This is a genomic window from Arthrobacter ulcerisalmonis, from assembly GCF_900609065.1.
Lineage (GTDB): Bacteria > Actinomycetota > Actinomycetes > Actinomycetales > Micrococcaceae > Arthrobacter > Arthrobacter ulcerisalmonis.
In genome coordinates, this window is the sequence record NZ_UXAU01000038.1 from 324,931 (window position 1) to 338,231 (window position 13,301).

Below are 13,301 nucleotides of genomic sequence, written 5' to 3' on the forward strand. Positions count from 1 at the left end.
GGATGGCCATCTGCGCGGCAATCCGACAGGGACCGGCCAATACATCGCTATTGTGCGCCGGCGTCCGGAACCCCACAAGACGTAATGTGTTTGGTACCAAAAGTGCAGCGGACGGAGCGGCCGGAGTTCAAACCGGCAGGGCTGCGCGACGTCCTGCGGGACCTTGGTCCGCGGTACGCTGCCAACGGCGTGATGGGGTTGGTGTTCTCGGCGTCTGGGTCGCTCGCTGTCACTCTTGCGGTGGGTTCCATGGGCGGACTGACGGCGGCGCAACTCGCCTCGTGGGTTTTTGCCATCCTGCTCTCCGCAGGGGCGGCCACCCTGGTGACGTCACTGCTGTACCGCCAACCGCTGGGATTCGCCTGGTCCATTCCGGGTACAGTCCAGCTGGGTCCGTCGCCGCAGCACCTCAGTTTCCCAGAGGTAGTGGGTGCGTTCTTCGGTGCCGGCGTGCTGATCCTGGCGCTGGGGTGTTCGGGCGTGATCCGGCCCCTGACGACAGCTATTTCGTTGCCGATCGTGATGGCCATGGTGGCTGCAGTCTTCTTGAAATTCGGCACGGATATCGTGGCGTCCAGCCGGGCAGATCCATGGATTGCCCTGCCCATGGTGGTCGCTTTCCTGCTCCTCAGTGCTGTCCCCACCCTCGGCCGGCGGCTACCGCCGGTCTTGGGGACGCTGCTGGCAGGCATCGTGGCGGTCGCCGTCAGCGGCCGCTTTACCGCCCTGGGCGAAGGCCCGGTGTTGGCCCTGCCCATCTTTACCGTTCCCGAGTTCACGTGGTCTGCGCAACTGCAACTGGTGGTGCCGCTGGCCCTCACTGTCTGGATGGTCCAAAACGGGCAAGGTACGGCGGTGTTGCGCGCCGCCGGGCATTACCCGCCCGTCAATGTGTTCCCATCAGCTCAGGCATTTTTTCGCTGGGCGGCATCGCCATGCCCAAGGCACTGCAGCAGGCCTTCGTGGCTGCGTTCGCCACCAGGTTCACGATGGGTGCCTTGGTCACGTTCATTGTGACCATCTCGGGACTGAACCTCTTCAACATCCACGCGGCATTCTGGGGCATCCTGAGTGGCTACGCCGTCTCCAGGCTGCTGGAGCGGAACGACTACCGCGCCGCGTAGCCGCCCCGGTAATGCTGGGCCAGTTTGGCCAACCCGGCATCCAAAGTGACGGCGGGACTCCAGTCGAGCAGCCGCCGCGTCTCCCTCTGGTCAAACCAATGCGCGGTGGAGAGCTGCTCGGCCAGAAACTCGGTCATGGGCGGCTCGTCCGATTGCCCTGACAAAAGCCACAGCTTCTCCACCACCTTGCCCACTGTCCGGGCGAGGCCGCCCGGCACGGTCCAGGATGGCGCAGGCACTCCCCCGGCAGCGCAGATGCCCGCCAGCAGTTCACCCACCGGGCGAGGCTCACCGTTTGACACGACCAAGGCGCGGCCGTGGATGTGCTCCACCCGGTGCAGTCCAGCCACGATTGCCGAAGCAGCATTGTCGATGTACGTGGTGTCGATCAGTGCGGCGCCCGCATCGAGCAGCGGCAAACGGCCGCTGCCGGCCCGGGCCAAGACCCGTTCCACCAGTTGGGTGTCCCCCGGTCCCCACACAATGTGGGGGCGGATCGCGGCAACCCGAAGGTCAGGGCCGTCCGCGGCCAAGGCCAGCAACTCCGCTTCGGCCTTGGTGCGGGAGTAATCGCCGTGGGCCTTCGCTGGGCAGGCTGGTTCTGCGCCGAGTCCGGCGATGGCGGCACCGGAGTTGGCCACTGAGGGCGAGGAAACGAAGACGACGTCGGCAACCCCGGCAGCCTGCGCGGCGGCCAGCAGCGTCCGGGTTCCCTCGACGTTTACCGCGTCGAAGTCCTCGGGGCGGCCGGTGAACGAGACCTTGGCAGCGAGGTGGATAATGCCTGCAACGCCACGCACAGCGTCGGCTACGGCCGCTTGGTCTGTCAACGATCCAAGGATGTCGGTGGCGTGGTCAACTCCGGACGGGCGGCGTTGGAACGTCGCCACGTTGTGGCCCTGCTGCACCAGCAGCCGGGCCACCGCACCGCCGAGCAACCCACTGGCGCCGGTAACGAGGACCCTCACGGTTTGCCCGGCCGGCCACCGGCCAGCACCCGGGTAGCCCAGCGGGACAGCCTGGTCCGGTCAATCTTGGCGTTATGGCGGACATCCGTGGGCTGGGCAGGGACCTCCAACACGGCGGAAACCACGACGCCGGCCGCCAGGGCGGCAGCGCGGACCAAGCCAGCGAGGTGCGGCGCAGCAGGACCCGCCTTACGTGCGGGCGGCACTGTCTCGACGACGGCCACCACTGCCTGTGTCCCCGCAGGTCCAACGCCGGTAATGGCAGCGAGCCGCACCTCGGGCAGCCGCTCGATCGCCTGTTCGGCACCCACCGGTGTGAGCACTGCCTTTGGGGCTGTCACCACGTGGCTGAGACGTCCCTCTACCCAAAGCCGACCGGCGTCGTCGAAATGCCCGACGTCACCCGTCCGGTGCCAGCCGGGAATACTGGTGCTGACCTGCTGCGTCAACCACAATCTGTCGTAGCGGTCCTTCACGTGCGGGGCGCTGACCAGGATCTCCCCGGTGATCCCCGCCGTCGTAACGGGCTGCGAGCCGGTAGCTGTGCCGTCCAACTGCAGGGGGATGACGGCGAGGCGTGCCCCGTGCACGGGCCAGCCAACACAAACGCCGTTGCCGGCGCCGGCAATGGCTCCGCTGGCCGCATCTGCGTCGGCGGCCTGGATCTGGCCGAGGTTGATGTCGGTGACGGGCAGCGCTTCGGTCATGCCGTACGGGGTGTGCAGTGAGGCGTTGGGCAGCAGTGTTTGGACGTCCACCAGCAACGGTTCGGGGACCGGCGCGCCAGCGGAAAGTAGCACCTCGACGGCGGCCAGAGCGTCCCTGCCCGCAGAACCCACGGCCCCACTGGTGGCCACCACGTTCCGGAGGGCCGCTGGTGAGGCGAAGACCACCGTGGCGTCGATCGCAGCAGTGGCGGCCGCCAACGCACTGGCTGTGAGGGTGCGCGGCGCTGTAACGTCCATCGCCGGGGTCACCGAAACGGCACCCAAGGCAGGACCCAGCAGCGCGAAGGGCGCAAATCCGGCCACCAGCCGGGCGCCGGGGCGAATGCCGAAGGTCTGCGCCACCGTATCGCGCATCGCGGCGAGCTGCCGGTGCGTGTAGAGCACTCCCTTGGCGGGGCCTGTGGAGCCGGAGGTGAAGAGGACAGCCGCCGGGGCATCCGGGTCCACCTCGGCAAAGGGCTGCGCCGGGAGGCGTCCGTCGCCGGTGCGCGCCAGGTCTGCCAGCGACGTTTCCACGCTGAGCAGCCTGCGGCGGCCGGCCGGGAGGTCCTGCACACTGACCTTGCGACCGGGCCAGCCCAGGATGGACGCGGCGGCCAGCGCCTTGTCGATGCCGATCAGGAAATCAGGAGTAGCCCCCCTGACGGCGCGGCTCAGGCCTTTGGTTCCCAAGCCGGCGTCGGCCACCACCACGATGGCACCCAACCGGAGGCAGGCGTACAGCGCAACGGTCAGGTCTACGCCCGGCGGCACCATCAGGCTGACCCGGCTGCCCGGCGTCACGCCAAGGCCGCGCAGGCCAACGGTGAGGTCCGTGATGTGGTGATCGAGGTCGCGCCAGGAGAGCGAGCGGGCAATGGTGCCGTCCTCAGCCATCTCGGCCACGGCAACCTCATCTGCTGACGCACCGGCAGCCAGGCCACCGAGGAGGTCCCACAGCGGGCGGAATTCAGCCATGTTTGCCGGCAGGCTTTCGTCAGCGAGGGACGCAGCCGTCCCACTCCCCACGTTCCGGTGGCCCAACCACTGCAGGATGGGGGTGGCGATGTCGCGGTCTTCGGCGACCAAATGGCCTGCGCCTTCAAAGCGGTGCACGTCTGCGTGGGGCAGCCGGCCGATCAGGTCCTTGAGGTACCTGTCGGAGAAAATCGGATCCTTGGGCCCCCACAGCATGAGCGCTGGAACCTTGAGATCGCGGACGCCTGTTGCAACGCCGTCGAGCGCTGCAAAGCTGGGGTGCGACGCGTCCACCGGAATGTCTGCCACGAAGTTGCCCACCCCGGCCCGGCGCGCGGCGCCATGGTAGGGGGCCATGAAGGCTTTCCGGACGGAGTCCTCAAGCGCCGGAGCCGCCAGCGAGTGTGTCACGCGAAGGAACGCATCCGAGATGGTGGTTCCCCAGCCGTGGACTGCGGGGTGCAGCGCGAGACGCAGCGCGGGCGGAATGGCAGAGGTGGTGGGCTGGTGAACAGCGGTGTTGGTCAGGATTACGCCGGCAAGGATTTCCTGGTGGGCAAGGGCCCAGCCGAGGCTGATGGCACCGCCCCAGTCGTGGCCCACCGTCACCACGTGGCCGCTCAGGTCCAACGCGGTGGTGAGGTCGCCCAGGTCATTGATCCGATCAGCCAGCCGGCGGAAAACGCCTGTCCGCTCGGAGAAGCCCATGTCCAACTGGTCCACGGCGACCACTCGCCATGGTCGCTCGGCCGATGAGCCGGCAGCCACCAGCGTCCGCCAAAGGTAGGACCAGGTGGGGTTGCCGTGCACGCAGAACAGGGTGCCGACGGGAACTAAACCACGGCGCTCCAGTTCGGGACCGTTGTCAAGGATGTGCCAGCGCCGGGGCGCACCAGCATCGACTGCGGACGTGGAGGTGACAACGACTTCGCGTGACCAGAGCGGATCGACGCCGGGCCAGTCGGCGGCTACCAAACGATTTCCAGCATTGCCGTGTTGAGCCCGGAGCCCACACCCATGCACAGCACGCGGTCGCCTGCCTCGAGGGACTGCGCCTCGGCCGCCAGGGTCATGGGCAGCGATGCCGGTCCAACGTTGCCCCAGTGCGGGAAAGTGATGGGCACCTTTGCCGGGTCCAGGTCGATGGCGTCGATGATCGCCTGTGTGTAGGCGTTGCTCACCTGGTGGGTGACGTAGCGATCCATGGTGGCCCAATCCCACTCGGGTTGCGCTTCGTGCCAGGCATCCACCACGAGTTCCAGGCCGCCGTCGAGCAGTCCCTTGGTATCAGTGGTCATGCCATCAATGCCGCCCACGCAGAGGTCGTGGTGCTCGGTGCCGGCCCGCATGACCCCGCCGATGATCTGGTGTGCGCCGGGATGCTTGTCTGCGGGGCCCAGCACGGCTGCTGCGGCGCCGGAGCCCAGGGTGAGGGTGGCGAATTCCCGGTTGAAGTCTTCACGGGTGGTTTCGGGGCGTTGCAGGCGGGCCAGGGTTGCCTCCTGGGTGGCCTGGGCGTCTTCGGCGTTGACAATGACGGCGTACTCGATCTGTCCCGAGTCGATCATGTTGGCTGCCAACGTCAGACCGTTCACGAACCCGAGGCAGGCGTTGGCCAGATCAAAGTTCATGGCCGACGACGGCAGGCCCAGTCCGTGATGGATCTTCACCGCGACAGAGGGCTCAAGGTTGCGCCGGGTCACCGACGTGTTGATGAGGAGCCCAATCTCGGAGGACTCAATACCGGCTTCGGCCAGGGCCTTCGCGCCAGCCTCGATGGCGGCGTCGTCGAACGAGGTCCCGGCAGCCCACCACCGGCGGTGCGTGATGCCCGCGACCCGTTCCAACAAGCGCGGCGGGAACTTCAACCGCTGCAACGTGGACGCCAACGTATGATCGAAATCCGAGGAGCTGACTATTCGCGGCGCCTCGACGCTGCTGACTGAGAGCAGCGCGGTGTTGTTATGCCGGAAGGTTGCATTCCCTACCAATTCAAGCCCCTGTTCGTTTCTGTCCTGCCTTCGTGCGGTGACTGTGTCCACAAGAGCAAGCTCAAGAGCTTAACTATGCTAGGCCCAGCCCAAATCTGCACATTTCCCACGCCTTGAACGCGCGAATGTGATAGAAAACCCTGAAGTACCCCGGGTATCAGGGGGCAAAGGCAGCGATGAGGCTCGCCAGCGGCGGCGGGGCGTGACCGGCTGGCAGGGCAGCCACCAACAGCGGTGCGTACCTGATCTTGTTCCCGCCCCGGCCGCCAAAGAAACGGCGCAGCTGGGCCACGATACTTTCTTCGCGGAGTGCGGGCTGGCGTTGCAGCAGCCGGAACGATGCCAGCTCACCCTGGTCCTCGATGACTTTCAGGACGCCGTCTATGCCCAGGCACTGCAGCAGTTCTTCTTCCAGGTCCGCGTGGCAGACGAAGAAGCCCCGGCTGGGCAGCGGACCGGTGCCCAGTCCGGCCTGGTCCAGCGCCCGGGCAAAGATCGCCTCTTCACCGGCATCGCAGAGCCCCAACACGCGATGGCCAGCACCGTGCGGTCCGTAGCGGGCCAGGAACCTGCCGATATTAGTGGCGCCACCCATCTCGACGACAGTGATGCCTTGGCGCGTGAGGTCGTGCCCGAAACGGTGCGCCAACGCTTCGACGGCCAGCCTGTCGCTCTCGCCTTCCACCAGGACCGTGGTGGTTTGCACGTCTGTTTGGCTCACACCTCATCAGACCACGGATCCAGCGAGAGGACCGCGTTGATTTGTATTTGCGACTGGTGAACGTTAATAGTTCCGTAAATGCTGGTTTAGGATGCCTACATGGCGATGATACGAGTTTCAGAGGCCGCCCGGTTCCTGGGCGTCAGCGACGACACCATCCGGCGGTGGACCGAGAACGGGACCTTGACCGCGCAGAAGGACACCTCTGGTCGATTGGCCGTGGATGGCCTGGAACTCGCGCACCTGGCGCGTGAACAAGCCCAGCTACCGGAAGATCCCACCAAGGTGGGGAGGTCCGCCCGGAACCGGTTCGTTGGCTTGGTCACCGGAATCACGGCCGACAAGGTCATGGCGCAGGTAGAACTCCAATGCGGCCCGTTCAGGGTGGTGTCACTGATGAGCAGTGAAGCCGTCCGCGAACTCGGGCTGGAGTTGGGCTCCGTGGCCACCGCAGTTGTCAAAGCCACCACCGTCATTATCGAAACTCCTCAGGGAAAGAGCATCATATGAACACCGCCCGCACTGCCGCCACGTCCCTCCTGGCCGCTGGCGCCCTTGCCGTCAGCCTGAGCGGCTGCGCTGGATCCAGCACTCCCGCCACCAGCTCCAACGCCGCCTCCCCCACGCTGTCCGGCACCGTGACGGTCTTCGCTGCCGCCTCGCTGAAAGCCACGTTCAGCAAGATCGCCGCCGACTTCGAGGCAGCCAACCCCGGGACCAAGGTCACGCTCAGCTTCGCGGGCTCCTCGGACCTGGTCACGCAGATCACCCAGGGAGCGCCAGCCGACGTCTTCGCATCAGCCGACACCAAGAACATGACCAAGCTGTCGGACGCGAAGCTGATCGACGGATCGCCGACCAATTTCGCCACTAACGTCCTGGAAATCGCCGTCCCGCCCAGCAACCCGGCCAACATCACCTCGTTTGCCGACCTGGCCAAGCCGGATGCGAAAGTAGTTGTCTGTGCCCCGCAGGTTCCGTGCGGGTCTGCCACGGAGGCCATCGAGAAAGCCACCGGGACCACCCTGTCCCCCGTCAGCGAGGAATCGTCCGTCACCGATGTCCTGGGCAAGGTCACATCCGGCGAGGCCGACGCCGGATTGGTCTACGTGACCGACGTCAAGGCCGCCGGCGAAAAGGTCAAGGGTGTCCCCTTCGCCGAGTCGGACAAGGCTGTCAACACCTACCCCATTGCCGGGGTTGGCGCCAGCAGCAACAAAGAGTTGGCCAAGGCCTTCATTGCCGCGGTGACCAGCGCCGAGGGCAAGAAGGTCCTCACCACCGCGGGCTTCGGCACCCCGTAACCTTGGGGGATGCCATCACGACGTAGGGCCGGATACACCGGTGTTCCGCCCTGGATCTACGCTATCGCGGCAGCAGGAGCCTTGTTTGTCCTGCTGCCGCTGGCGGCCATGGTGGCCAAGGTCAACTGGGCCCAATTCTTTCCACTGATCACCTCCGAGTCCTCGCTGACGGCGCTGGGGTTGAGCCTGCGCACATCGGCTGCCAGCACCGTCCTCTGCATTGTGTTTGGCGTTCCGCTGGCACTTGCCCTGGCGCGCGGTTCCTTCCCAGGTCAACGCCTCCTCCGCGCCTTCGTGCTCCTGCCCTTGGTTTTGCCCCCGGTGGTGGGCGGCATTGCGCTGCTCTATACCTTTGGCCGCCAAGGCCTGTTGGGGAAGTCGCTTGAGCTGGCGGGAATCCAGATCGCCTTCTCCACCACCGCCGTCGTGCTGGCCCAGACTTTTGTTGCGCTGCCCTTCCTGGTGGTGAGCCTGGAAGGCGCGCTGCGGACGGCCGGCACCCGGTACGAAGCGGTGGCAGCGACCCTTGGGGCCCGTCCCACCACCGTGCTGCGACGGGTGAGCCTCCCCCTGGTCCTCCCGGGGCTGGCATCCGGAGCTGTGCTCTCCTTTGCGCGCTGCCTCGGCGAGTTCGGTGCCACCCTCACGTTTGCCGGCAGCCTACAGGGCGTGACCCGGACATTGCCGCTGGAGATCTACCTGCAGCGCGAAACTGACGCGGACGCCGCCGTCGCGCTTTCCCTGGTCCTGGTGGCGGTGGCCGTCGCCGTCGTGGGCCTCTCCTTCCGCCGCGCCCGCACGGAACCGGCCATGGGGAGCCAGGCATGACCTTGACGCTGACTGCCGCCCTCGCCGCCCGCAACTTTGAGGTCACTGTGACGCTCGCCCCGGGCGAGACCCTTGCAGTGCTGGGCCCCAACGGCGCCGGGAAATCCACCCTGCTGGACATCATTGCCGGGCTGCTCAGGCCCGATTCCGGCCAGGCGGTCCTCAGCGGGAAGACGTTGTTCACGCTCGACGACGGCCGTGGCGCGTTCGTCCCGCCGCATGCCAGGGGCACTGCGTTGTTGGCGCAGGAACCGCTGCTGTTCCCGCACCTGAGCGTGCTGGAAAACGTGGCGTTCGGGCCCCGGTCCGCGGGCATCAGCCGGCGCGAGGCGCACCAGACCGCCAGTCATTGGCTGGCCGAGGTCGATGCCACGGAGTTTGCGGGACGGCGGCCGGGCCAGCTCTCGGGTGGGCAGGCCCAGCGCGTTGCCGTTGCCCGGGCGCTGGCGACCAATCCCGAACTTCTGCTTCTCGATGAGCCAATGGCCGCACTGGATGTCCACGCGGCGCCGCTGCTGCGCCGGCTGCTCAAGCGCGTCCTGGCCAACCGGTTGGCCATCATCATCACCCACGACGTCCTGGACGCCTACATGCTGGCGGACCAGGTGATTGTGGTGGAGGACGGCCATATCACCGAACAGGGGCGCACCCGTGAGGTACTGGCGAAGCCTCGCAGCCGTTTCGCCGCCGGACTGTCCGGGCTGAACCTGCTCACCGGCACCATCACCGCCGATGGGTTGATCGCCGACGACGGCATGGCCATTGTGGGACTGCTGGGAGATGGCGCCGTTCCCGGCGACGCCGGGGCAGCAACGTTTCCGCCTGCAGCGGTGTCGATCTACCTGGGTGCCGAACATGGCAGCCCGCGCAACACATTCCAGGTCACCGTCACCGACCTGGAGCCACACGGCGACCTGATCCGGGTGCGGGCAGGGAACCTTGCCGCGGACATTACGCCCGCGGCCGCCGCTGAACTGGGCTTGGCGCCAGGGACCGGCGTTTACTTCGTCATCAAAGCAACAGCGGTTGCCGTCTATCCGGCCTGAACTGGCACCCCGTCAACCGTGTCCGGCACACCCTTTCCAAGGCCACCGAGCAGGATGCTGAGGCCCTGGTCCAGTTCGTTCTCGCCGTCGTATTCCAGGAGCTGGGGGGCGAGGCTGCGGAGGTTGGGGAAATCGCGGAGGGGCAGAAGATGAAGGCCAAGCCGCAGCACGGCCTCGCTTTCCTCCGGGTCGGCGACCAGTTCCTGTAGCTCATTGAGGATGTGACCGTGAAGGAACCCGTAGAACGTGCGGTAAACGTGGAGAGCGTCAGTGGGGCCGAAGCCCGCGCCGATCAGGATCCTGAGGATCTGCTCCACCGGCCGCAAAGTTCCCGCGGGACGCAAGCCCAGTGGCGTGGACAGGGGTCCGGTCACCAACAGCGGCACCACGTTGGGGTGCAGCAGGCAGACGCGGCGCAGCTCATGGGCCATGGCGCGGAGTTGACTCCGCCAGTCCGCGTCTTCCGCGAAAATTTCCACTTCGTCCAACACCAGTTCGGTGATGCCTGCCAGGAGATCTTTCCGGTTGGCCGCGTAGCGGTAGACGGTCATGGGATCCCGGCCAAGAACCTGGCCGAGCCGGCGCATACTCAGCGCCTCAAGGCCATGCTCATCCACCAGGTCCAGCGCCGCGCCCAGCACGGCCCGGCGATCCAACCGGACTGTCGTTCCTGACGCTTGTATCGCTGACTCCTCGCGATCCATTTCGCACCCCTTGTTTTCGAAAATGTGTAGGCCTACACTGTAGACATACGCTGGCAGCTACGGCCGGTGTTTACGGTGTAGATCACCGGAATTCAGTGTAGTTGCAGCCGGATTCTTCCGCTAGCAGCCGCGCCCGTGAGGCCCACCCCGTCCAAGGTGGCCCCGCCGCAGATCGCATTGCTGGCTAGGGTCAGATGACCCGGCAGTGCAATCCTTACCGAGAGAAAAGCCATGGCAGTTTCACATTTCGACCGCTTTCTCATCGAAGCCACCACTCCCGATCTTGATCCAACGCATCGCCTGTCGGAGGACCAGCTTTATGGCCTCTACGTCAGCTGGTGCCGGCTCAATCACCGACTCCCCGCCACTGATGCGGACTTTCGGGCAGCTACGCGGCAACATCACGGTCACGTGTCCAGGCGTCGCATGACCGGGCCTGCTGCTGCAGACTACATTTTGGCCACGTACCCCGTCATGATCTGACGGCCCGGCACCTGGAAGGGGAGCGCCCATGTCCAGCTATCCAGACCCAGAGCGGGATGGCTCCCTACAGCCGGCCGACTCCCCCGTTGGCACCAGTCCATGGTGCGCAACGTGCATGACGGATGAATACCTGATGCTGCACTCCATCGAATCGGTGGGCGCGCACACCGGGGCCCTTTTGGTGCACGTCACCTATACCTGCGCCGTGTGCGGACACTTCGGCGCCCACGCCGCACCGTTCCGCCAGGTAGCGACGCTTTTGAATGAGAGTGAACTCGTCCCGGGCGTGCTGCACTTCGGCGATACCTACATGCACTGCGGGCAGCCCATGGCCGAAGCTGGCGCCTCCAGGTACACCGTCCAGTCACCCACCTCGACGTTGGATCAACCAGGGTCTGCGCTGGCCGACGTCGTCCTGCCCACCCGGGCGCTGCGGTGCGCGTGCGGGTTCAGGATTGAGCTACCGGGCTAGGATTTTCGCCAGTTGCCAGGGGCTCGAGGGAGGCCAGGACGAGGTCAAGGCCGAAGACGAACTCCTCCGCCGGGTCGTAGTCGGCAGCCACGAGTGCCGCGGCGGACTCGTTGAGGTAGGGGAACTGGTCAGAAGGAAGCTGGGGAAGGTAGACGGCCTCGCCCATGCCTGCGAACTCGGCGGCAGTGTCGAAGGGCAGGCTGGCTTCCTGCAGGGCGTACCCGTAGACGAGACTATCGAGCAACCAGTTGGCGTGCGTCGCCATGAGCACCGAGAAGCCAGCCCGTCGTAGGCAAGCGGTGACCGCTTCGTGGTGGCGGAGGTTTGCGGGTCCGGGCGATGTCCGCGACTCCATCAGGCCGATCGCCCACGGGTGGCGCGCCAGGACCTGACGTGCAGAGATGGCTCGGTGTCGCATCGCCGACCGCCAGTCGGTCTCCTCAGGCGGGAGCTCGATCTCGTCGAAGACGACGTCGATCATGGCGTCTAGCAGTTCGTCCTTGTTCGCCACATAGTGATAGAGCGACATCGCCCCGGCGCCAAGCGCACCAGCCAGCCGGCGCATGCTCAGCCCGTCGACTCCCTCGGTGTCGGCGAGCCGGACCGCTTCTTCCACCATTCGCTGTCTACTGAGCCCAGCTACTGATGTGACCTGGCGTTGTTCCTTCGCAGCCACGGATCTCCTTACTCTTCTCAAAAGCTTGACAATAGTACAGCGTACGCTCAAGGTTACTCGTACAGCGTATGACGTACGGTGTACGAGCCCGTGAAAGCGCGGCTCCTATTGGAGGAGGCTTCTGTGGGAAGAGAACAGGGATTCAGTGCGGCTACTCGCCTGGAGCCGGAAGCGAGTCCGGCCGGGGTGCCGGCGATGCGGATTGTCGGAATAACCGCGATTGCCCTTGCCGTGTCGATGGTGATCCAGAACGCGATGTTTATGGCGACTGATGCTCCAGGCTACGGGGACCCGATCGAGGAGGTCTTTGCCTGGCATCGAGAGAACCGGACCGTGGTTGCCATCGCGGTCGCCCAGGAGGCGCTGCACATTCCGCTGCTGCTCGGGTTTTTGACCGGGCTCCACGGGCTCGTCGCGGGTCACGGAGGTGCTACCTGGTCGCGCCTCGCGGTGGCAGCGGGGGCGACTCTGTCGGCGATCTTCGCCCTGTACAGCGTCCTGTGGATCGGCGTCGCGCTTTCCGTGGGCGAGCACACCGAGCCGAACCCGACGTTCGAGCTGGCCTGGCTACTGCATGCAGCAGCGTTTGCGCTGGCGCTGCCGGCACTGGGCGCTACCTTTATCGGCGCTGCCCTGGCAGCGCATCAGAGTCGACTGACGCCGTCGTGGCAGCGCCTGCTCGGCGTGGCCGGAGGAAGCCTACTGCTCGCCGCCGGGGCGGCAAGTCTCGAGATCGCGGACGGCTCGCCACTCCTGTTTGTGGGCCTGCCCGGACTCGCCCTCTGGATCGTCTGGTTGCTGGCGACCGGCGTTCGGCTCGTGCGCGCTCGAACAACCGCCCGTCCTGACACCGCGTCCACAGCCGACGCCACTCGCGGATAACCTGATGCTGGCGTCTTCGTGACGCCGTCGGCGATGCCCTCGATGCAGCCACCATCTTCGAACCCGAAGTCTGACTCACTGACCGGTCTTCCGTTCGCGGCGTCTCTTTGAGCGTTCTTGAGAACTTCGCTTTCTCGTAGAGATCGAGGATGGTCCGCAAGTGCGGGCCGCCCTCCACACGGTCATGAACCCAATGCCCGACACAACCGAGTTGGATACCCGCGGCTAGGCACACCACGTAGCCAGCGTCAGCGGGACCTGACAAAAGACTGACCAAACGTCAACGCAAAAACCCCTCTGACGAGGGGTTTTGCTGTGCCTGAGCTGCCGCGGAGATCTCGGACAGTGGGCCCTCATAAAATGAGGGTCTACCGAAAGTAGAGATCAGCATGACCGCATCACGGAAGCGATTTACCC

At 65.8% G+C, this 13,301-nt stretch carries 15 protein-coding genes; 9 read left to right on the forward strand and 6 right to left on the reverse strand.

What is annotated here, in order from left to right:
- Nucleotides 1-102 precede the first annotated feature (102 nt).
- Nucleotides 103-1,017 (forward strand): benzoate/H(+) symporter BenE family transporter, encoded by a 915-nt coding sequence (locus PSET11_RS14430; RefSeq protein WP_238989167.1) that lies wholly within the window; start codon nt 103-105, stop codon nt 1,015-1,017.
- Nucleotides 936-1,124, forward strand: coding sequence for a benzoate/H(+) symporter BenE family transporter (locus PSET11_RS16940; protein WP_238989168.1), 189 nt, complete (start codon nt 936-938; stop codon nt 1,122-1,124). The genes PSET11_RS14430 and PSET11_RS16940 overlap by 82 nt, the downstream gene beginning before the upstream one ends.
- On the opposite strand, the gene PSET11_RS14435 is transcribed toward PSET11_RS16940, so the two are convergent.
- The 4 genes from PSET11_RS14435 to PSET11_RS14450 form a co-directional block, all read right to left on the reverse strand.
- The gene (locus PSET11_RS14435; RefSeq protein ID WP_124093003.1) at nt 1,109-2,092 is read right to left on the reverse strand and encodes an NAD-dependent epimerase/dehydratase family protein; all 984 of its coding nucleotides are present in this window, start codon (nt 2,090-2,092) and stop codon (nt 1,109-1,111) included. The two genes, PSET11_RS16940 and PSET11_RS14435, sit on opposite strands and share 16 nt — an antisense overlap.
- A complete protein-coding gene (locus PSET11_RS14440; protein WP_124093004.1) occupies nt 2,089-4,752 on the reverse strand; it encodes an alpha/beta fold hydrolase in 2,664 nt (887 codons plus the stop codon). The genes PSET11_RS14435 and PSET11_RS14440 overlap by 4 nt, the downstream gene beginning before the upstream one ends.
- Nucleotides 4,746-5,768 carry a 3-oxoacyl-ACP synthase III gene (locus PSET11_RS14445; RefSeq protein ID WP_124093005.1) on the reverse strand — a complete coding sequence of 341 codons (1,023 nt, stop codon included), beginning with the start codon at nt 5,766-5,768 and terminating at the stop codon, nt 4,746-4,748. The genes PSET11_RS14440 and PSET11_RS14445 overlap by 7 nt, the downstream gene beginning before the upstream one ends.
- 157 nt (nt 5,769-5,925) lie before the next feature.
- Entirely contained in the window at nt 5,926-6,489 is a 564-nt protein-coding gene (locus tag PSET11_RS14450) for a TOPRIM nucleotidyl transferase/hydrolase domain-containing protein (RefSeq protein ID WP_238989169.1), read from the reverse strand.
- Nucleotides 6,490-6,588: 99 nt separating this feature from the next.
- On the opposite strand from PSET11_RS14450, the gene PSET11_RS14455 reads away from it, so the two are divergent.
- Genes PSET11_RS14455 through PSET11_RS14470 form a run of 4 tightly spaced genes read left to right on the forward strand, consistent with a single transcriptional unit; the run spans nt 6,589 to nt 9,667 of the window.
- Nucleotides 6,589-6,999 carry a TOBE domain-containing protein gene (locus PSET11_RS14455; protein ID WP_124093006.1) on the forward strand — a complete coding sequence of 137 codons (411 nt, stop codon included), beginning with the start codon at nt 6,589-6,591 and terminating at the stop codon, nt 6,997-6,999.
- Nucleotides 6,996-7,793, forward strand: coding sequence for a molybdate ABC transporter substrate-binding protein (gene modA, locus PSET11_RS14460; protein WP_124093007.1), 798 nt, complete (start codon nt 6,996-6,998; stop codon nt 7,791-7,793). The genes PSET11_RS14455 and modA overlap by 4 nt, the downstream gene beginning before the upstream one ends.
- A 9-nt stretch (nt 7,794-7,802) precedes the next feature.
- Nucleotides 7,803-8,621 (forward strand): ABC transporter permease, encoded by an 819-nt coding sequence (locus PSET11_RS14465; protein WP_124093008.1) that lies wholly within the window; start codon nt 7,803-7,805, stop codon nt 8,619-8,621.
- Nucleotides 8,618-9,667 carry a sulfate/molybdate ABC transporter ATP-binding protein gene (locus PSET11_RS14470; protein ID WP_124093009.1) on the forward strand — a complete coding sequence of 350 codons (1,050 nt, stop codon included), beginning with the start codon at nt 8,618-8,620 and terminating at the stop codon, nt 9,665-9,667. Before PSET11_RS14465 ends, PSET11_RS14470 begins: the two co-directional genes overlap by 4 nt.
- On the opposite strand, the gene PSET11_RS14475 is transcribed toward PSET11_RS14470, so the two are convergent.
- Nucleotides 9,655-10,371: a TetR/AcrR family transcriptional regulator C-terminal domain-containing protein gene (locus PSET11_RS14475; RefSeq protein WP_124093010.1), complete on the reverse strand. Its 717-nt coding sequence runs from the start codon at nt 10,369-10,371 to the stop codon at nt 9,655-9,657. The two genes, PSET11_RS14470 and PSET11_RS14475, sit on opposite strands and share 13 nt — an antisense overlap.
- A gap of 231 nt (nt 10,372-10,602) precedes the next feature.
- On the opposite strand from PSET11_RS14475, the gene PSET11_RS14480 reads away from it, so the two are divergent.
- Together PSET11_RS14480 and PSET11_RS14485 are read left to right on the forward strand one after the other, a co-directional pair.
- Complete coding sequence (locus PSET11_RS14480; RefSeq protein WP_124093011.1) at nt 10,603-10,854, forward strand: hypothetical protein; 252 nt, start codon at nt 10,603-10,605, stop codon at nt 10,852-10,854.
- A gap of 115 nt (nt 10,855-10,969) precedes the next feature.
- Nucleotides 10,970-11,326: a hypothetical protein gene (locus tag PSET11_RS14485; protein WP_124093012.1), complete on the forward strand. Its 357-nt coding sequence runs from the start codon at nt 10,970-10,972 to the stop codon at nt 11,324-11,326.
- On the opposite strand, the gene PSET11_RS14490 is transcribed toward PSET11_RS14485, so the two are convergent.
- Nucleotides 11,304-12,002 (reverse strand): TetR/AcrR family transcriptional regulator, encoded by a 699-nt coding sequence (locus PSET11_RS14490; protein WP_124093013.1) that lies wholly within the window; start codon nt 12,000-12,002, stop codon nt 11,304-11,306. The two genes, PSET11_RS14485 and PSET11_RS14490, sit on opposite strands and share 23 nt — an antisense overlap.
- A gap of 195 nt (nt 12,003-12,197) precedes the next feature.
- Here PSET11_RS14490 and PSET11_RS14495 point away from each other — a divergent pair, with 195 nt between their 5' ends.
- Nucleotides 12,198-12,884: a DUF4386 family protein gene (locus tag PSET11_RS14495; protein ID WP_124093014.1), complete on the forward strand. Its 687-nt coding sequence runs from the start codon at nt 12,198-12,200 to the stop codon at nt 12,882-12,884.
- Nucleotides 12,885-13,301: the final 417 nt, after the last annotated feature.